A 20,088-nucleotide genomic window follows, 5' to 3' on the forward strand; every position below is an offset into this window, starting at 1 on the left:
CAGTACGATCTATATCTAAATGAACATATCTAAACTAAAGCTATCTAACCCGACAACGATAGGGTCGTTATGACTGTATTATCTCGCCTCTTAACTCAGCCTATGAGCGCAGTATCGGAGCAATTATCGGGAGTATTGTCGCGCTGGTTTGCCAAGCGCGCGCCCAAAAGCGATAGTGCGACTTTAAATTTGCGTAACGTTTATATTTTTTTTTGCCGCGAAGGGCTACTGTTCGCTGTACTATTGATGATCACCTTTATCGCTGGCATTAACTATGGCAATAATTTGGTTTTAGGGCTGTGTTTTTACCTGATTAGTGTCTGGCTTATCAGCTTTCATGTGACTTTTTTGCAGATATCTGGGCTACAAGTGCAGTTGCTGGAGGTGACCATGACAGAAGTAGGCTCTCCAGTTTGGGTGACCCTACAAGTGCGTAGTGAGAGTCGTCAGCCAAGACGACAGCTGCTACTTGGCTTTGAGCAACATCAGCTAGATAAACCAATTGACCATGATCGTAAGTTTAAGCGTAAACGTAAGCATAAACGGCTTAGTAATGACCCCAAACTACAAGTACTACTGGCGCGCTTGCACGGTGAACAAATTATTCGTCTGCCTATCGTTGCTTATAAGCGTGGTCAGCTTGAGTTGCCTAGACTAAAAGTCAGTACGGTTTATCCGCTTGGTATTATGCGGGCGTGGTCTTATGTGTATTTTGCGCGGACAGCTTGGGTCTATCCGCAGCCTCTAGCTTTTGATCGGCAGACGCGCCATGTTGCGGCCAACTTGAAGGATATGCCAACAGCGCTACAATACACTCAACACCGCCAAGGTCAAGATGATTTTGAGCGCCTTGATAGTTATATTGAAGGGGAGTCGTTGGCGCGGGTATCGTGGGCACACGTGGCAAGAGGGCAGGGTATGCTGACCAAACACTTCGCTGACCCTATTGGCCATGAACAAAGCCTCAATTATGCTGATATGCCCGCTGTACATCATGAACAAAAACTTGCGCAGCTAGCTTATGGGGCAACCCTGCTAGGTCGAAGTGGAGTACCTTTTACTATGCAGCTTCCTAATGAGAGTCCTGCAGAATCAGTGATTGGACAAGGAGAGGACTTTGTGCAGTCCTGTTTGCTACGCTTGGCAAAAGCGCCATGATTGACTCTAAAAACGTCACTAATATGACCTCCAGCATTCCTTTGCCGCCCTCGTCAGCTTTTGCGACCGTAACGTCGCCTGCAAGCTTTGAGAACTTAGCTTTAGGTAACTTAGTAGCAGACAACTTAACAGCAGACAGCTTGGCATCAAAAAACACCGCCGATAATAGCGCTAATTCAAAGCGTAAATGGTACAGCAAGTTGCTGGCGCTACCCGCTTATTATTGGCTATTGATCACGCAAGTTTTAGTAATTTTTCCTCATGCCGCGCATCTGCCGCTGTGGCTGATGGGTTTTGCTTTCTTCGCTATTATCGCCCAGCTGCCTTATATCAAAGCCAAGCTTAAACAAAGATTTAAGCAAGTGCGCCATCTCAAACGCCTATATCAAACTGTGCAAATGACCGGATTCTTATTAGGTCTGGTAGGCTTGTGGCTAACCTACAACACCACTTTTGGTCTAGACATGGGCGTGGCATTTTTGGTGCTATGCTTGATCAGTAAGCTTTGGGAGTTGTATAAGGTTCGCGATGCCTACGTGGTATTGAATTTATCGCTATTTGTACTCGCTGCGCTATTCTTAATGGATCAGGGGTTAATTACTACCTTAGAGGTCATTATAGGGGCAATCGTTATTTTGCTAGCTTTTATTGCGCTTAACGATGACGGCAATAGTCGCGGCGATGGTCGTTTGCGTACTTTAGGGGTTTTGGGTATTGGAGCGCTGCCACTACTAGTGGTACTGTTTTTGTTCTTCCCGCGCTTGCCGCCTTTATGGTCAGTACAACTGTCCGGACAACAAGCGACAACTGGCGTCTCTGATAGTATGTCACCAGGTGATTTTGCTAATTTAGGACAGTCAACTGCGCTGGCTTTTCGCGTTGAATTTGGCGATAAACGCCCAGCCCAAAGCGAGCTTTACTGGCGCGGTCTAGTATTTAGCGACTTTGATGGAGTGACTTGGCAGCGCAGCCAAGAGCAGCAGTGGCAATGGGACAGCAACCAGCCAACGCCTAAGTGGCTGGAGAATGCTTTAGCGACTGCACCTGATGAAGCCAAGCTCAATCCTAGTATCTATGAGATTATCTTAGAACCGACTCAGCAAAACTGGTTATACGGTCTTGATTATCCTTTTACTCAGCGCCCAGATGTCAGCCTGACCTCTAATTTTACCTTGTTAAATAATCAGCCCATTACCCAGCAGCTACGTTATGAGGCGATCCAATTTGCGCCCATGCGTATTGATCCAGTACTCGATGATAATACTCGCCGCATCAATTTAACACTACCTAACGAGGGCAACCTGCAAGCACGCGCCCTTGCCAAACAGTTATTTGCTGAATCAGGTTCAGACCCTATACGTTATATGCAAACGCTTGAGCGCTGGATCAATCAAGACGACTTTCGCTATACCTTATCGCCGCCAAGACTTAATGACAATCGTATTGATGAGTTCTTGTTTGATACTAAAGCTGGTTTTTGTGAGCATTACTCCTCAAGCTTTGCCTTTATGATGCGTGCCGCCGGTATTCCAGCAAGAGTCATTGCCGGCTATCAAGGCGGGGAGCCGAGTCGCGGCGGCAACGTGTGGGAGGTGCGGCAAATGGACGCTCACGCGTGGACGGAGGTTTGGCTTGAAGGGCAGGGCTGGCGGCGCGTTGATCCAACGGCTTTTGTTGCGCCTGAGCGTGTTGAGCAAGGCATGAATAATCTAACTCAAGAGCGCGGCGCGGCGCTATTTGGGCAAGGGGCTGGCGCGCAGATTAGCTATCAGCAGTATCAGATGCTCCAAGCTTTGCGGCGTTTCTCCGACCAAGCCAGCTACTACTGGCAAAAAGACGTCGTGGGCTACGATCAAGAAAGCCAAGCAGACTCATTACTTAAATGGCTTAATATCAGCTCATTTATGCAGCAAGTGGTGTGGTTGGCGGCAAGCGCGGTAGTAGTGGTTAGTATATTGGTACTGATTATTTGGAGACGTAGACGCAAGCTCTGGCATACGGCAGATCTGCCATTGGTTAAACTCTCTAAACGTTTGGGTAAGCATGATGAAACGCTAGGTCGCAAGGATAATGAAGGGCAGCTAGCATGGCTTGAGCGGCTAGCAGGCAATCTTACTACCGATAATAATACGATAGCGACAGATGATCTGGCCTTGACTCGGCAGTATATTGAGCAAATCAAACAAGACTATCGTCAGCTACGTTATGGGCGCTTAAGTGAGTTTGAGACCAGTGATCCTGACTATCAGCAAGTACTACAAGAGCTTAAGAATAATGTAAGTAGGCTATTGTAAGAGTGAAAGGTTATAAATGGTGCAGAGTATTAAATTTAGACGAAGTTTCACTGCTAAATTTAACAGGTTTAAAATTAATTACCAATAATACAAATAATAGTTAGCCTTTCGCTAAAAAACACTTGCAAAGTCTCAAGAACTTGCTAAAATGCTTGACCTAAATAGGCGTATAGCTCAGTTGGTTAGAGCGCCACCTTGACATGGTGGAGGTCGCTAGTTCGAATCTAGTTACGCCTACCAAATTTAGTTCCAAAAGAAAACTTCGGCTATCAAGCTGAGGTTTTTTTTCGTCTTTAGTATATGGCTTTGAGACAAGTTACAGCGTTCTGACTCTCTTGTTTTTATTATTATTTAACCTTCTGTTAGTTTGATGGAAAAATGGATGGTAGCCAAGGTATGGCTGTTTTTAAAATATCATAAGCTTAAAGTAATACATCAGCAGGATAAGTTATAAGCACAGTCATACTAAGCTTTAAACCAGACTAATCAATCTCTCAGTAAGCTTATTTTAAAAATTATTTAAAATAGACTTGTAAAAAGGCAAATTTGAGAGTATTTTAAAAATATCAACTTCCTGTTGATGTTAGATATTAGTCGATTGTTGAGAAATTACGCTTTTTAGCGCCAATCTCTCCATCGATCATTCCTACAAAGTATTACCGCCAAAAGCGCCATAAAAAGAACGCAGTAAGTATTCGAGTGACAACCACCTGCAACTTCGTTCTCTTGACATGGTCAAGTTTTAACTCAGCTAAATCCAAATACAAAACTGTATGAGTCAGGAAGACTCTTGCATAAAATTTGCCTGATCCCCTGCCTATATCATTTTTGTGTAACCTTAATACACTTACAAGGATGTACTTTATGTCACTACAAAACCCAGTTTTTATCCCCGGTCCTACTAATATTCCCGAAAGATTGCGTCATGCGATGAGCGTGCCGACCCTAGATCACCGTGCTCCCAATTTCTCTGATACCTTTTTGCCGGTACTGGCCGATGCCAAAAAAGTATTTGGCACCGAGGATGGCGAAGTTATTTTGTTTACCTCTAGCGGCACTGGCGGCTGGGAGGCGGCTATTACTAACACCTTGTCACCTGGCGATAAAGTATTGATCGCCCGCTACGGTATGTTCTCGCATCGCTGGATTGATATGTGTCAGCGTCACGGACTCGATGTAGAGGTTATCGAACGGCCTTGGGGAGAGGGGGCGCCAGCTGATCAGTTTCAAGAAGTTTTAAGTGCGGATAGCAATCATGAAATAAAAGCGCTACTAGTCACGCACAACGAGACTGCGACGGGTGTGTTAAGTGATATTGGTGCGGTGCGCCGGGCTATGGATAACGCCGATCACCCCGCGCTTTTATTCGTCGACGGGGTCAGCTCAATTGCTTCGGTGCCCTTTAAAATGGATGAGTGGGGCGTAGATATTGCGGTTGCTGGGTCACAAAAGGGATTTATGCTGGCAACGGGTATGGCGGTATTGGCGGTTAGCCAAAAAGCGCTGGCGGCCATGGAGCAAGCCAAACTGCCGCGTACTTATTTTGACTTTCGTGATATGCGCAAGGCCAATGCCAAAGGCGGCTTTCCTTATACCCCGCCGCTACAACTGATTTATGGTTTGCGAGAAAGTCTTAACATGCTCTTTGAAGAAGGGCTTGAGAATGTCTACGCGCGTCATCACCGCCTAGCAGAGGGCGTACGCCGAGCCGTTGATGCTTGGGGCTTTGAGCTATGTGCCAAGTCTCCCGATCTATATTCTGATACGGTGAGTGCTATCTTGGTTCCTGAGGGTTTTGATAGCAACGAGCTGGTGGAGCACGCCTTTAATAAATACGGCATCTCCTTTGGCGTAGGGTTAGGGGAGATGGATGGCCGTGCCTTTAGAATAGGGCATTTAGGTTCACTTACCGAGGTTATGGTTCTATCAGGTATTGCAACGATTGAGATGGCGATGGCGGATTTAGATTATCCCATCACTTTAGGTCAAGGTATGGCGGCGGCGCAAGAGTATTACCGTAAACACTAAATAACACGCCATCAATAACAACCTACAAGGACTGTTTTTATGATAACAAACGATGACGGATTAACCATTCCAACCCTTGATGATATGTTAGAGGCGCATGAGCGTATCAAACCCTACATTCATCGCACCCCAGTACTGACCTCTAGAGTTTTAAATGAGATGGCCGGCTGTGAGCTGTTTTTTAAATGTGAAAACTTCCAAAAAGCTGGCGCATTTAAAGTTCGCGGTGCCTCTAACGCGGTGTTTGGACTCTCTGATGAAGAGGCCAAAAACGGCGTCTGCACGCACAGCTCAGGCAATCATGCCTTGTCTTTATCTTACGCGGCAGGTCAGCGCGGCGTGCCCTGTAACGTGGTCATGCCTTATAGCGCGCCGGAGGCCAAAAAAGCGGCGGTACGAGGTTACGGTGGTATCATCACAGAATGCCAGCCGTCAACCACTTCACGCGAGGAAGTGTTTGCCAAAGTACAAGCCCAAACGGGCGGCGACTTTGTCCATCCCTACAACGACCCCCGCGTGATTGCTGGACAAGCGACCTGTTCGCGTGAGTTTTTGGAGCAAATGCAAGAGATCGGCGTTGAGCCTGATATGGTGGTCGCCCCCATCGGCGGCGGCGGTATGATCTCAGGAACCTGCTTGACCCTGTCAAACCTAGCGCCAGACGTCAAAATCTATGCCGCAGAGCCTGTCAATGCGGACGATGCTGCACGCTCACTACATGCCGGTCATATCATCGCTGATGATGCGCCGGACACCATCGCTGATGGCTTAAAAGTTCCACTAAAAGATCTAACATGGCACTTTGTCAGTAACTACGTCACGGATATTTTGACCGCGACCGAGGATGAAATCGTTGAAGCCATGAAGCTGACATGGACGCATATGAAAATCATTATTGAGCCAAGCTGCGCGGTTCCGCTGGCGGTTATTTTAAAGAATAAAGATGTCTTTGCTGGGAAAAAGGTTGGGGTCATTATCACCGGCGGTAACGTCGATCTTGACAAATTGCCTTGGAATTAAAATCAGCTGGCAAACTTAAGTAAGGGCAAAGCAGCAGCTAAATAGCAGCAACGACATATTAATAAACAAACTTCAAACCAAGCTTAGCGATAGACAAGCTAAGCACCCATCAAGCGTTCATTCAGTGCTTGTTATGCGCAAATTTCAACGCACCTTTAGTTAGTTTAACTAGTTAGTTCAATCTATGCTATTAGTAATCCCCTGCTAGTAGTCAAAGACGTACTATTCACCCCATATAATGCATAAAGAAATGGAGAGTTAACATGGCAGTTACAGCTGAATTAGAAGTAGGATACAACGTTCCGGCAGCCGTTGGCATGGATGAAGCGGATATTCAAACCCCGTGTTTGATCCTAGATTTAGACGCCCTTGAGCGCAATATCAAAAAGATGGGCGATTATGCTAAAGCGCATAATATGCGCCACCGTAGCCACGGTAAAATGCACAAATCTGTCGATGTACAAAAACTGCAACAAGAGCTTGGCGATGCGGTGGGTGTATGCTGTCAAAAGGTCTCTGAGGCTGAAGTGTTTGTACGCGGCGGCATCAAAGACGTACTGGTATCCAACCAAGTCCGTGATCCGGCCAAAATTGATCGCTTAGCAAAATTACCCAAAATGGGCTCCAAGATTACCGTTTGTGTCGATGACGTCGATAACGTCGCTGAATTATCCGCTGCAGCCAGCGAAAACGGCACTGAGCTTAACTGCTATATTGAGATTGATTGTGGCGCGGGACGCTGCGGAGTAACGACGACTGAAGCGGTGGTAGAGATCGCCAAAGCCATTGACGCCGCTGACAATCTAAACTTTACCGGTATTCAGGCCTATCAAGGGGCGATGCAGCATATGGATAGCTACAGCGATCGTAAGGCTAAAACCCAAGCGGCTATCGATCAGGTTCAAGAAGCGGTTGATGCACTTGAGGCGATCGGTCTTAAACCAGAGTTTGTCTCAGGTGGCGGCACCGGCAGTTATTATTTTGAGAGTAATTCAGGCGTGTATAACGAATTGCAGTGCGGCTCTTATGCCTTTATGGACGCCGATTACGGCCGGATTTTAGATGAGGATGGCAACCGTATTGATGCCGGCGAGTGGGAAAACGCCTTATTCTTACTGACCTCGGTGATGAGCCATGCCAAACCTGATAAAGCCATCGTTGATGCCGGTCTAAAGGCACAATCTGTCGATAGTGGCCTGCCCTTTGTCTATGGCCGCGACGATGTAGAATATGTTAAATGTTCAGATGAGCACGGCGTGGTCAGCGATCCGCACGGCGTGCTTGCGATCAATGAAAAGCTTAAGCTAGTTCCCGGTCACTGTGATCCGACTTGTAACGTGCACGATTTTTATGTAGGCGTGCGTAACGGTGAAGTTGAGACCGTATGGCCGGTATCGGCACGCGGTAAAATGTACTAAGAGCAGCTGGTTTAGCTAGCTTAGATTGTAAAGCAAAGGGGCTGTTGTAGCTTTAGCCTACAATAGCCCCTTTTTATTTAAGATATGAGAAGTATAAATTAAAAATATAAAAAGGAATTTATAATGAGTGATGCCAACAGTGTTAATGATAGTGAAGGCTTAATAATCGTCTCAGAAGCCGCTTGTAAGTCAGTCATCGATCGTGATTCTGCCTTTAGCGCGGTGGAAAATGTATTTGCGTCAATGTCAAAAGGGGATGCTTATAACTTCCCCGTTATTCGTGAAGCCATTGGCTACGCTGATGCGCTATACGGTTTTAAATCAGGCTTTGATCGGGCGGGCAAGGCGCTTGGTCTAAAATCAGGCGGCTACTGGCCGGGCAATGAAGCCAAAGGCTTGACCAATCATCAATCAACGATATTTTTGTTCAATCCTGATAATGGTAAACTACGCGCGCTCGTCGGCGGCAACTACTTAACCGCGGTACGTACCGCTGCCGCTTCTGCCGTATCGATTGCGCATTTGGCACGTAAAGACAGCAAAGTGATAGGCATGATTGGCGCGGGTCATCAGTCTACCTTTCAGCTACGCGCCGCCCTTGAACAATGCAGTTTTGAAAAAGTTGTGGCTTGGAATGGCAATAAATATCGTTTAAAGAACTTACAGGCGGTTGCTGAGGAAATGGGTATCCCGTTTGAATCAGTTGAGCGTGAGCAGTTATGCTCTGAGGCGGATGTGATTATTACCATCACCTCGGCCTTTGAGCCGCTGCTGATGAAAGAGTGGATCAAGCCGGGTACGCATATCGCTTGTATGGGTACTGATACCGTCGGTAAGCAGGAAGTGGATGCCAATCTGCTAGCCTCGGCCACGGTATTTACCGATGAGATCGCGCAGTCTATTAGCCTTGGTGAAGCGCAGCACGCCATTAAATCGGGCACTATCAAAGAGAGTGACATTACTACCCTTGGCGATGTCATCAATGGCATGCATCCGGGTCGCCGCAATGAAGATGAGATTACCCTTTTTGATGGCACTGGCGTAGGCTTGCAAGATTTAGCGGTCGCCTCTGCCGCTGCCAGACTTGCCGTTGAAAAAGGCAAAGCTCAGCATATCTCGTTGTAACTTCAAACTAATAGTCTTATTGGCGAGACAATTTCGTGAAACGAGGCGAGTAGCAAGCAGTTACACCTACCAAATTTAGTTCAACAAAAAAATCCTCAGTTTATCGACTGGGGATTTTTATGTTGAAATCTTCCAAACTATTCTTACTCCTCCGGCTTATCAAACAATTTGTCGATAGGCTTACTATGAATGGTGGAGCTATTAAATAAGGATTTATTGCCAGTATCGCTTTCTGTCCAAAAGTTAATATTGAACTGCGCATCATCGCTTAACTCCACGCGGTGCCAATACTGCGGTGGGCTGACAGCAAACTCTCCGGCTTTGATCACTATAGTTTGCTCAGGCTCGGTAGCCGCTTCATTGGCAAAGCCATAAAAGGTGACTTCTCCTTGCATGACGCAAATCTGACCGAACACGCCCTCAGCCGTATTGTGATGCGTAAGTAAAGCTTTGGGAACTTTATCCTTAGTAAAAAAGTGTGTTGAGCGTTTTATTTTCCAGTGACTGGGGATAATCGCACGGTTCATGGTAGCTCCTTAATTGATTAGAGTGTTTATACGGTATCAACTATTTAACTAGCTTAATAGATTTGGTCAGGATCAGCACTACCTCTTAATCCCTATTTAGTATTACTAATTAGTAGTACTAAACGCGGCGCGCCTACTGCTTTTGCTCAATAGTTAAGCCTACTTCTTGTTGCTAAATTATCTCCATCAGAGCTGTCTAAATTTAGGATGGAGTGTTTATTATGCATGCAAAAGAGCTACTGGAGATGGAGCGCCGTGAAATAAGAGCGCTGCACTATACGTGGATTGCTTTTTTTCTTACCTTTTATGTCTGGTTCAATATGGCACCGCTGGCAACCTCTATGCTGGCGACCGAAAGCTACTTAACCCCTGATCACATTAAATTGTTTTTGATTGCCAACGTGGCTTTGACCATTCCGGGGCGGGTGATTGTCGGTATGGCACTCGATCGCTTTGGTCCTAGGCGCGTGTTTTCCATACTGATGGTGGTAATGGCAATACCGACTTGGTTCTTTGCCTTTGGTAGCTCCGCCATGCAGCTCTTTGTAGCGCGGCTATTTATGTCTATTGTTGGGGCTGGTTTCGTCGTTGGTATTCATATGACGGCGCTGTGGTTTAAACCCAAAGATATTGGCTTCGCTGAAGGCTTTTATGCAGGCTGGGGCAACTTTGGCTCAGCGGCTGCTGCGATTACCATTCCAACGGTGGCCTTGCAGTTTTTTGGCGGTGATGATGGCTGGCGTTGGGCGATTGCCTTATCGGGTCTGATTATGGCTTTATACGGCGTGGCGTATTGGTTTTTAATCACCGATGGGCCCACAGAAGATACCCACAAAAAAGCGCGTAAGGCAGGCGCGCTCGAGGTATCAAACTGGCAGGATCTTTTATTATACTGTCTATTTATTATCCCTTTATATGGCATCTTGGGCGTATTGGTTTATCGTACACAAAACATGGGGTTTTTGAGCGAAACTGGCGCTAGGGGGTTTTATGCTCTTATCGCGGTCGCTGTGATTTATCAGATTTACAAAGCAATTAGGGTCAACGTACCGCTTATCAAAGCAGGTATCCCTGAGGACGATAAATACCCGTTCACCTCGGTTGCCGCGCTTAACGTCACCTATTTTGCTAACTTTGGTGCTGAGCTTGCTGTAGTGTCTATGCTGCCCATGTTCTTTGCCGCGACCTGGCAGCTTGATCCTACGGTAGCAGGACTTGTGGCGTCAACCTTTGCTTTTGTTAACTTGTGGGCGCGACCGCTAGGAGGCTATATCTCTGATAAGGTCGGTAATCGCCGCTTAGTTATGTTGATTTATATGTTCGGCATTGGTATCGGCTTTGGGCTCATGGGACTACTAAATGCAGAATGGCCATTATTTATCGCTGTTGTCTTTACCATTTTGTGTTCTGTATTTGTACAAGGGGCAGAAGGGGCGACTTTTGGTATTATTCCCTCAATCAAACGCCGCCTAACCGGACAGATCTCAGGTATGGCGGGCGCTTATGGTAACGTGGGCGCGGTATTCTATCTGTTTATATTTACCTTTGTAGAGCCAAATCAGTTCTTCTTTATTATTGCAATCGGTGCCTTTATTGCTTGGGTATTGTGTTTCTTTTGGCTAAAAGAACCTGAAGGTGCCTTTGGTGATGAGTATCAAATGTCATCAGTGGATCGTCAGATTGCAGCTGAGCAGGCCTAGTACTGATATCACTATTTGCCTATTAAAAAAGCCACCTAACCGTAACGCTAGGTGGCTTTTTGATGATATGCATGACTGGGCTTTATGTAAATTAAGAAGCTATTTTGACAAATGATTGACTGTCCAAACTGCTACCTCTACGCGAGTTCGCAGACCAGTTTTATTGAGGATATGTTTGACGTGCACCTTTACTGTAGATTCTGCGATATTGAGATTGTTGGCAATCATTTTGTTGCTCATACCTTCAGCGATCATTTGAATGACTTGCAGCTCTCTACTAGTCAGATTACCAGCTATATCATCAATACTGGGTTTACGTAAGGTCTGCGCCAGTATTGCAGCCAGATTGGGACTGATGACCAGCTCGCCGCGTAGCACTTTTCTGATATCAGTAATAATCAGCTCAGGCTCCATATCTTTTAATAGGTAACCATCTACTCCTAGTTTTAGCGCTTCTTGTACGTCCTCGCCGCTATCGGAGACAGTGAATAACAGTGCTTTTACTTCGATGTTTCTAGCTCTAATCTCTTTTAGAGTCTCAATGCCTGTTAGCACAGGCATCTTGTGATCTAGTATCACAAGGTCCACTTCATGGTTCGCCAAAAACTCTAGCGCTTCTTGACCGTTACTGACCTCCCCAACGACTACTACGTCGTCCTCAAGACTCAACAGCTCAGCTATTCCGCGGCGCAGCATAGGGTGATCGTCTACTAATAGCAGCTTAGCAGGAGAGGACGGGGTATAAACGGTAGTAGCCATAAAACACTCACAAGTTAAAAACGGACAGGGACTAAAAGTTAAATCTTTAGATGCCTAGCTTTAGATGCTCAGCTTTATATACTTAGTTATTGTAGTTATCTGCTTGTTCAGTCATGTTGCTTGCTTGCTCAGTCATATAGTCGTTGAAAAAACTGGGTATAAACCTGACGATAACACTGGTACCTGTAGTGTCTGTGGCCTCGTTGCTCTTTATTATTAAATCGCCGCCAAGCTTATAAGCGCGCTCTTTCATAATCATCAGTCCATGATGCTGGGTCTGATTGACCGTACCTGACATACCAATACCATCGTCGATAACCTGCATAGCGATATAGTTGCTTTCATCATCGTAGCCTAGATCAATAACGACGTTTTTAGCATGAGCATGGCGACTAACATTAGATAGCGCTTCTCTTATGATCTGAATCAGATGCACTTGCTCGGTTGCCGTTAAGTTTAAAGACATGATTTGATTGTTTACTTTGACCTCAAAACGACCTTTGGCCGCAAACTCGTCAGCCGCCTCATATAGGGCTTCGTCGAAGTTGGCACTATCAATAGTGAGACGAAAAGTAGTCAACAAGTCGCGCAGTTCTTGATAGGCGGAGCTAAGACCAGTTTTTATTTGCTCAATATGCTGCCAGACGATGGTGTTATTGGCATCGTCAGGCGCCGTTCCTACTTCTTTTTGAGTGTTTTGCTTAGCGCCTTGTTGGACGTTAGCAGTGCGCTTTTTTAAATGCTTCTCAAGTACGCTGACTTGAATCTTTAAATAAGACAAGGACTGCGCTAAAGAGTCGTGAAGCTCTCTTGCGATGGTTGAGCGCTCCTCCAATAAGATAAGCTGATGCTCTTGTTGTCTTTGTTTGCGCAGTGATAAGGCGGTACTTACTAAATTGGTAAGTGCTACGATCAGCTCGCTATTTCTATAATCAAGATAAGCCTCGTCCGCCTCTACCATGTGAATACGAGAAGTCGGCGCTGATGGTTTATTGCTCTCTTTTGATGCCCCAGTATTAGTGAGTAAAACAGATTTAGGTCTGACTTTTAAATCGCCAAATTCGGTATCTTGATGCGTGATGGGATAAGTTTGTATATATTCATTTTCTTTAATAACGCAGTTGTCGCAAGTAAGCTTGGTGCATAGCTCGCGCATTTTACTATCGTGCAAAGCGATGCTGTCTTTATCATTTATGAGGTTACTTTGAATACAAAGTGTAAAATCTAAATGCGGGAATATATCGCCAAACTCAGTGATTAAAGTATCTAGCTTATGTAAGCTTACCGGACTTGTAGTGAGCTGTTTGGAAAAATCATAAAACAAGGATAATGCTTGGTTGGCCTTGATTAGATGCTGGGTCTTTAGTTGCACCTCACTTTCAAGGGACTGCTGATAAACCTCAATCGTGCTTGCCATCTCATTAAAAGAGTCTCCGAGTTTTTTAAACTCTGTGTAGCCAGATATGGAGAGTCTAGTATCGCGTTTACCACGCTTAAATTGGCTATTAGCATTGATCAGTTGCTGGACGGGTATCAACACGTTGCGCCGCAGTTTGTGCATACCAATCATCATAATAACGACGGTTAATAGTAGTGACGCCATTTGTAAGAGCTGCTGCCAAGTCTGTCTTTGCTCGTTTCTATACTGTAATTCATTGACAAAATTATCGACGTCTTGGATGTACTGAGGGGAGGCGGTATAAAACAGTGGTTTGTTTGACGACAGTAAAATAGGCTTTAGATGATCAAACCACTGCGCCTCTATACGCTCCAGCTGCTCGTTGATGACTTTATGTTCATTAGCATAAGCGCGCTGGTACTCACGTAAACTCTGTAGTCTAGTCTCCATATCTTTAACCAATACAGGTATTTTTATAGAGTCATTCAAGGGATCATGGTTTAACTGATTAGAGGCAAGTGCAGCGTCTTTTATTGGACTTTGCAAAGCGTTTTGTAAACCAATTTGCTCAGTGGCGATACTTAAGTTAGCAGAGCTATCTGCTGTAAAGTCGGTGGCAATTTGGAAGTTGATGCGATAGGTGGCCATGCGTATCGATCCTGCGGTATTGATGGCTTGAGCATCCGCCTCTGATACCCATGCCAACATGCCACTTCCTAAAGCCGATATAAAACACAATATAGCGATCGCAAACACGGAAGCTAAAGCTTGAACGGGTAAGGAGTGTCGAAATATCCTATGCATAATGTGTCAGTTTTTACCTATCATGGAAGCAAATTTTGAGGAGTCTATCTTTAAGATTAATACTTAAATATTAAAGCATATAAACGCTTATATTAAATTATAACCAACCCGTTGACCTTTTATATACCTCTAAAGCAGTAGATAACATGATATAGCGATTTTACTCCCTTAAGCTATCTCTCTACTACCATGTATGAATGTTATTGATAGCGCCCGCCTAGTACCGTAAGTCATCACTGATTTTAGCAGTAGTGAGACATAACGCTAATCTAATAAAACAAGCGTAGACGATACTAAGTGAGGCATAGCATGAGCAATAAATACTATACAAAAGGCGGTAAGCTCATCACCGACTGGCGTCCTGAGGTAGAAGAATTTTGGAGAGGCGGGGGCAAAAAAGTTGCCACGCGTAATTTATGGATATCGATCCCAGCGCTGCTGCTGGCCTTTGCCGTGTGGATGGTTTGGAGCGCGGTTATTGTCAATCTGCCCGAGATTGGCTTCGCTTTTGACGACGGGCAGCTGTTTTGGCTCGCCGCGCTACCGGGATTGACCGGGGCAACCTTGCGTATATTTTACTCCTTTATGGTGCCTATCTTTGGCGGTCGGCGCTGGACGGCTATCTCAACCGCCTCCTTATTGATTCCCGCATTGTGGATGGGCTTTGCGGTACAAAACCCCAATACGCCTTTTAGCGTGTTCGCCATCATTGCGCTGCTTTGCGGCTTGGGCGGCGCCAACTTCTCCTCATCCATGTCCAATATCTCTTTTTTCTACCCCAAAGCTGAGCAGGGTACAGCGCTTGGTCTCAATGCGGGACTTGGTAACTTGGGCGTATCTGTCATGCAGTTTGTCGTGCCTATCGTTATCGGTTTAGGCATTTTTGGTGCATTAGGTGGCGCGCCGCAAATCACTGAGGCTGGTAGGACATTGTATTTACAAAATGCAGGCTTTGTGTGGGTGCCTTTTATCTTGTTTGTAGCGATAGCTGCTTGGTTTATGATGAATGATATCTCCTCTGCCAAAGCCTCTTTTAAAGATCAGTCCGTCATCTTTAAGCGCAAACACAACTGGATCATGTGTATCCTTTATATGGCAACCTTTGGCTCGTTTATTGGCTTTTCAGCGGCGTTCCCGATGCTGATCAAAAACTCTTTTCCTGATATCAATCCACTCAAATATGCTTTTTTAGGGCCATTTGTAGGCGCAGTATTTCGTCCATTTGGAGGTTGGTTGTCTGATAAAACTAGCGGCGCCAAGGTCACTTTTTGGAATTATATTGTCATGGTCATTGCCGTGCTTGGGGTGATGTACTTTTTACCTAGCGAGACCAAAGCGGGCAGTTTTGTCGGTTATTTCATCTCTTTTATGATTCTATTTATTACCACGGGTATCGGTAATGGCTCTACATTTACCATGATTCCGGTTATTTTTAGAACTTTTTTAGAGCGGCTCAAGCCTAGTAAAGCGGGCACAGAAGAGCTGTTTATTGAGATCCGTAAAGAGTCTGCTGCCGTCGTCGGTTTCACCGCTGCTATTGCCGCTTATGGTGCTTTTTTTGTACCCAAGATGTTTGGCTCAGGGCTGGGCGTGTTTGGTACTTTTATCGCTTTGATTATCTACTACCTTGTTTGTATTGTGCTGACGTGGTGGTATTACAGTCGCAGTAATGCTGAGATACCTTGCTAGCGCTTTTTAAAGTATTCAACTTAATATTATTATTCGTTTTGCTACTTACGCTATTGACTTAGAGTAAGTAGCTTTTTTTTGTTTTTGAAATAAATTGGTTTTAGGGTGACTAAATCTTTGTTTTCACCTTGTTTTTTTGCGACTTTTTTATAGCTAAATTTATATAAGGGCTACCACTTAAGGAGTAGCGCGCTGCTCATATTAGCTAATAGTAGGGCCTCTATCATCTCATTAGAATGATGATATAGCAGCAGTTTTATCACTTTTAGCTTCTGTGAACCTAATTAGTATATGAGAGCTAAATCAGCACACATAAATCAGTACACATAAATCAGTACTAAGGCCAAACCTCATAGCACATAAACTTAGATTGCAAAATAAAGGATAGACACATGAGTCATTTACTCGATCAATTCCGCTTTTTTACCCGCAAAAAAGGTGAGTTCTCCGATGCCCACGGTGAGACGCGTGATGAGTCGCGTGCTTGGGAGAACACCTATCGTAGCCGCTGGCAATATGACAAAGTCGTGCGCTCGACGCATGGTGTCAACTGCACCGGCTCTTGCTCATGGAAGATATTCGTCAAAAATGGTCTAGTCACATGGGAGACTCAGCAGACCGATTATCCTGAAACCCGTCCTGATCTGCCTAATCACGAACCGCGCGGTTGTCCTCGCGGTGCTAGCTATAGCTGGTATATGTACTCCGCCAACCGCGTCAAATATCCTAAAGTGCGTAAGCCGCTACTTAAATTATGGCGTGAAGCCAAAGCTCGGTACCCAGATCCTGTCGATGCATGGGAGAGCATCGTAGAAGATCCCATCAAAGCTGAGCAGTACAAATCCAAGCGCGGACTTGGCGGTTTTATTCGCTCAACATGGGCGGAGGTCAACGAGATCATCGCTGCCAGTAATGTCTATACTGCCAAAACTTATGGCCCTGATCGCATTATTGGTTTCTCGCCTATTCCGGCGATGTCAATGGTCAGCTACGCGGCGGGCACGCGCTACTTATCCCTTATTGGCGGGGCTTGTTTGTCTTTTTATGACTGGTACTGTGATTTGCCGCCAGCTTCTCCTATGACTTGGGGCGAGCAAACCGACGTGCCAGAGTCTGCCGATTGGTACAACTCTGACTATATTATTGCTTGGGGCTCAAACGTACCGCAAACGCGGACGCCGGACGCGCATTTCTTTACCGAAGTGCGTTATAAAGGCACCAAAACCGTCTCTATCATGCCTGATTATGCTGAAATGGCTAAGCTTACTGACTTGTGGCTCAACCCAAAGCAAGGTACGGATGCGGCCGTTGCGCAAGCGTTTTGTCACGTGATTATCAAAGAGTTTTATCTCAAGAAGCCAAGTGATTATTTCTTAGATTATGCCAAGCGCTACACTGATTTGCCAATATTGGTCATGCTAGAAGGAGAGGAGGGCGCACGTCGTCCGGGCCGCTATCTACGTGCCTCCGACTTGGTTGCCAATTTGGATCAAGAAAACAATCCAGAGTGGAAAACCATTGGTCTTAACAATGATGGCGAGCTGGTATCACCTTTAGGCTCGGTTGGCTACCGCTGGGGCGAGAAAGGCAGATGGAATCTTGAGCAAAAAAATGGCGCAACCGGTAAAGAGATTGACCTAACGCTTACCCTAAAAGACAGTAATGAGACCTGCCAAGTTGGCTTTGATTATTTCGGTCATGTCGATCATCCGCACTTCACCTCAGTACCCGGCGAGCCAATACAACACAGAGTAGTTCCTTGTAAAACCATAGAGTTGGCTGATGGCACTACTGCCAAAGTCGCGACCGTATTTGACTTAATGGTTGCCAACCTTGGCGTTGATAATGGTGTCGGCGGCGAGCACGTTACTGACGACTATAACGACGCGAGCGTTCCGGGTACGCCCGCATGGCAAGAGGTAATTACTGGTCTTAGTCGTGAGCGCGTTATTCAAGTGGCGCGTGAGTTCGCTGAAAACGCGCATAAAACGCATGGTAAATCGATGATCATCATCGGTGCGGGCATGAACCACTGGTATCACCTCGATATGAACTATCGCGGTGTGATCAATATGCTCATGCTTTGCGGCTGCGTCGGTAAATCAGGTGGCGGCTGGGCGCATTATGTGGGGCAAGAAAAACTGCGCCCGCAAACCGGTTGGTTGCCGCTAGCGTTTGCCCTTGACTGGCAGCGTCCACCGCGTCATATGAACGGCACTAGCTTCTTTTATGCACACAGCTCACAGTGGCGTCATGAGACTATCTCCGCGCATGAGATATTATCCCCTAATGCCAATAAAAAATTCTTCCCAGAACACATGCTCGATTACAACATTCAAGCGGAGCGGGCAGGCTGGTTACCCTCAGCGCCGCAGCTGAATCGTAACCCATTGACCATTGCCGCCGAAGCGCAGGCAAAAGGTAAAGGTGTTGAAGAACATGTGGTGGACTCTCTGGAAGAAGGCAGCTTACGCTTTGCCTGTGAGTCCCCGGACAATCCAGCCAACTTCCCGCGTAATATGTTCATCTGGCGCTCAAACCTTTTGGGCTCATCAGGTAAGGGTCATGAATACATGCTGCACTATTTCTTAGGCACAAGAAATGGTCTCTTGAATGATGAAAACCCTACCGGCCATTTGCAGCCCAAAGAAGTCGACTGGGTCGAAAAAGGTCCAACGGGTAAGCTTGATTTGGTCGTTGCCTTGGACTTTCGCATGTCCTCAACTTGCTTGTATTCTGACATCGTTCTACCAACAGCTACATGGTACGAAAAAGATGACATGAATACCTCAGACATGCATCCCTTTATTCATCCACTAACAGCGGCGACAGATCCTGCATGGGAGTCCAAAACTGATTGGGAGATATACAAAGGCATTGCTAAAACCTTCTCTGAATTAACCAAAGGTCACTTAGGGGTTGAGACCGATGTGGTTACCCTGCCTATGCAGCATGATAGTCCGGGCGAGCTGGCACAGCCCTTTGGCGGTACCGACTGGAAAACAGCGGGCGAGAAACCCGTTCCTGGTAAAAACTGCCCCATGATTAAGATCGTTGAGCGTGATTATCCCAACACTTATAAGAAGTTCACCTCCATGGGGCCTGCCTTAGAAAAATTAGGTAACGGCTCAAAAGGGCTGAACTGGGATATGAAAACGGAGGTGAAGCAGTTGGGTGATCTCAATCACCGCGTCACTGAGCCGGGTATCTCTGAAGGCCGTCCGCGCATCAATACCGCTATTGATGCCTCAGAGATGATTTTGATGCTAGCACCTGAAACCAATGGACATGTAGCGGTTAAAGGCTGGGCGGCGCTGTCGGAATTTACGGGCCGCGACCATACGCATCTGGCCAAATCAAGCGAGCATGAAAAGATACGCTTCAAAAACATCGTTGCCCAGCCGCGCAAAATCATCTCAAGCCCTACGTGGTCAGGTATCGAGTCGGATGAGGTGAGCTATAACGCCGGTTATACCAACGTTCATGAGCTGATTCCTTGGCGCACCATTACTGGCCGCCAGCAGTTTTATCAAGACCATCCTTGGATGCAAGCGTTTGGCGAGCAAATGCAGCAGTATCGTCCACCTATTGATACCAAAACTACAGAAATTATCAAAAACGCTAAGCCCAATGGTAATAAAGAGATTGTGCTGAACTTTTTAACACCGCATCAAAAATGGGGTATTCACAGTACTTACTCTGAAAACCTAATGATGCTGACACTTAGCCGCGGTGGTCCTTGTGTTTGGATGTCGGAAGTGGATGCCCAAAAAGCGGATATCGTCGATAACGACTGGATTGAGGTTTTCAATGCCAACGGCGCTATTACTGCTCGCGCTATTGTCAGTCAGCGCGTCAAAGAAGGCATGGTGATGATGTATCACGCGCAAGAAAAGCTGGTTAACGTACCAGGCTCGCAGCAAACGGGTATTCGCGGCGGTATTCATAACTCGGTCACTCGTACTATCTTGAAGCCGACCCATATGATTGGTAGCTACGCGCAGCAGTCTTATGGCTTCAACTATTACGGCACCGTGGGCTGTAATCGTGATGAGTTTGTGGTCATTCGCAAGATGTCAAAAATCGACTGGTTGGAAGAAAAACCGGATGACGCCCTACCGCGTCCACTACCAACGACTATTGATTGATAGCTAGTAGCACATTTTA

Annotated in this window: 12 protein-coding genes and 1 tRNA gene; 10 read left to right on the plus strand and 3 right to left on the minus strand. The window is 46.0% G+C overall.

Annotated elements, in window-relative coordinates:
- Positions 1-69 precede the first annotated feature (69 nt).
- The 7 genes from ACR63N_RS03015 to bhcD all read left to right on the plus strand — a co-directional run bounded on the left by ACR63N_RS03015 (position 70) and on the right by bhcD (position 9,043).
- The gene (locus ACR63N_RS03015; RefSeq protein ID WP_367106350.1) at positions 70-1,158 is read left to right on the plus strand and encodes a hypothetical protein; all 1,089 of its coding nucleotides are present in this window, start codon (positions 70-72) and stop codon (positions 1,156-1,158) included.
- A complete protein-coding gene (locus ACR63N_RS03020) occupies positions 1,155-3,452 on the plus strand; it encodes a transglutaminase TgpA family protein (protein ID WP_472782430.1) in 2,298 nt (765 codons plus the stop codon). Before ACR63N_RS03015 ends, ACR63N_RS03020 begins: the two co-directional genes overlap by 4 nt.
- Positions 3,453-3,615: 163 nt before the next feature.
- Positions 3,616-3,692 (plus strand) — tRNA-Val (locus ACR63N_RS03025).
- 624 nt (positions 3,693-4,316) lie between these two features.
- Positions 4,317-5,480, plus strand: coding sequence for an L-aspartate--glyoxylate aminotransferase BhcA (bhcA, locus tag ACR63N_RS03030; RefSeq protein WP_472782431.1), 1,164 nt, complete (start codon positions 4,317-4,319; stop codon positions 5,478-5,480).
- A 39-nt stretch (positions 5,481-5,519) separates the two neighbouring features.
- A complete protein-coding gene (gene bhcB / locus ACR63N_RS03035) occupies positions 5,520-6,500 on the plus strand; it encodes a beta-hydroxyaspartate dehydratase BhcB (protein WP_472782432.1) in 981 nt (326 codons plus the stop codon).
- Positions 6,501-6,763: 263 nt separating this feature from the next.
- Positions 6,764-7,918: a 3-hydroxy-D-aspartate aldolase BhcC gene (bhcC, locus tag ACR63N_RS03040; protein WP_472782433.1), complete on the plus strand. Its 1,155-nt coding sequence runs from the start codon at positions 6,764-6,766 to the stop codon at positions 7,916-7,918.
- Positions 7,919-8,041: 123 nt separating this feature from the next.
- Positions 8,042-9,043, plus strand: a complete 1,002-nt coding sequence (bhcD, locus tag ACR63N_RS03045; RefSeq protein WP_472782434.1) for an iminosuccinate reductase BhcD — start codon at positions 8,042-8,044, stop codon at positions 9,041-9,043.
- A gap of 143 nt (positions 9,044-9,186) precedes the next feature.
- On the opposite strand, the gene ACR63N_RS03050 is transcribed toward bhcD, so the two are convergent.
- Positions 9,187-9,570, minus strand: a complete 384-nt coding sequence (locus tag ACR63N_RS03050) for a TehB family protein (protein ID WP_367105236.1) — start codon at positions 9,568-9,570, stop codon at positions 9,187-9,189.
- 221 nt (positions 9,571-9,791) lie between these two features.
- Between ACR63N_RS03050 and ACR63N_RS03055 the strand changes: the two genes are divergently transcribed.
- Positions 9,792-11,270, plus strand: coding sequence for an MFS transporter (locus tag ACR63N_RS03055; RefSeq protein WP_367105237.1), 1,479 nt, complete (start codon positions 9,792-9,794; stop codon positions 11,268-11,270).
- A 99-nt stretch (positions 11,271-11,369) separates the two neighbouring features.
- On the opposite strand, the gene narL is transcribed toward ACR63N_RS03055, so the two are convergent.
- Positions 11,370-12,029, minus strand: a complete 660-nt coding sequence (narL, locus tag ACR63N_RS03060; protein WP_367105238.1) for a two-component system response regulator NarL — start codon at positions 12,027-12,029, stop codon at positions 11,370-11,372.
- An 82-nt stretch (positions 12,030-12,111) separates the two neighbouring features.
- A complete protein-coding gene (locus tag ACR63N_RS03065; protein ID WP_472782435.1) occupies positions 12,112-14,232 on the minus strand; it encodes a histidine kinase in 2,121 nt (706 codons plus the stop codon).
- 309 nt (positions 14,233-14,541) lie between these two features.
- Here ACR63N_RS03065 and ACR63N_RS03070 point away from each other — a divergent pair, with 309 nt between their 5' ends.
- Together ACR63N_RS03070 and ACR63N_RS03075 are read left to right on the plus strand one after the other, a co-directional pair.
- Entirely contained in the window at positions 14,542-15,921 is a 1,380-nt protein-coding gene (locus ACR63N_RS03070; protein WP_367105240.1) for a NarK family nitrate/nitrite MFS transporter, read from the plus strand.
- Positions 15,922-16,313: 392 nt separating this feature from the next.
- The gene (locus ACR63N_RS03075) at positions 16,314-20,069 is read left to right on the plus strand and encodes a nitrate reductase subunit alpha (protein ID WP_367106358.1); all 3,756 of its coding nucleotides are present in this window, start codon (positions 16,314-16,316) and stop codon (positions 20,067-20,069) included.
- The last annotated feature ends 19 nt before the right edge of the window (positions 20,070-20,088 follow it).

This window comes from Psychrobacter sp. M4, from assembly GCF_055699795.1.

What these genes read in the sequence shown, in the direction of transcription:
- ACR63N_RS03015 (WP_367106350.1), top strand. Translation starts at nt 70, where the DNA reads ATGACTGTATTATCTCGCCTCTTAACTCAGCCTATGAGCGCAGTATCG.
- ACR63N_RS03020 (WP_472782430.1), top strand. Translation starts at nt 1,155, where the DNA reads ATGATTGACTCTAAAAACGTCACTAATATGACCTCCAGCATTCCTTTG.
- bhcA (WP_472782431.1), top strand. Translation starts at nt 4,317, where the DNA reads ATGTCACTACAAAACCCAGTTTTTATCCCCGGTCCTACTAATATTCCC.
- bhcB (WP_472782432.1), top strand. Translation starts at nt 5,520, where the DNA reads ATGATAACAAACGATGACGGATTAACCATTCCAACCCTTGATGATATG.
- bhcC (WP_472782433.1), top strand. Translation starts at nt 6,764, where the DNA reads ATGGCAGTTACAGCTGAATTAGAAGTAGGATACAACGTTCCGGCAGCC.
- bhcD (WP_472782434.1), top strand. Translation starts at nt 8,042, where the DNA reads ATGAGTGATGCCAACAGTGTTAATGATAGTGAAGGCTTAATAATCGTC.
- ACR63N_RS03050 (WP_367105236.1), bottom strand. Translation starts at nt 9,570, where the DNA reads ATGAACCGTGCGATTATCCCCAGTCACTGGAAAATAAAACGCTCAACA.
- ACR63N_RS03055 (WP_367105237.1), top strand. Translation starts at nt 9,792, where the DNA reads ATGCATGCAAAAGAGCTACTGGAGATGGAGCGCCGTGAAATAAGAGCG.
- narL (WP_367105238.1), bottom strand. Translation starts at nt 12,029, where the DNA reads ATGGCTACTACCGTTTATACCCCGTCCTCTCCTGCTAAGCTGCTATTA.
- ACR63N_RS03065 (WP_472782435.1), bottom strand. Translation starts at nt 14,232, where the DNA reads ATGCATAGGATATTTCGACACTCCTTACCCGTTCAAGCTTTAGCTTCC.
- ACR63N_RS03070 (WP_367105240.1), top strand. Translation starts at nt 14,542, where the DNA reads ATGAGCAATAAATACTATACAAAAGGCGGTAAGCTCATCACCGACTGG.
- ACR63N_RS03075 (WP_367106358.1), top strand. Translation starts at nt 16,314, where the DNA reads ATGAGTCATTTACTCGATCAATTCCGCTTTTTTACCCGCAAAAAAGGT.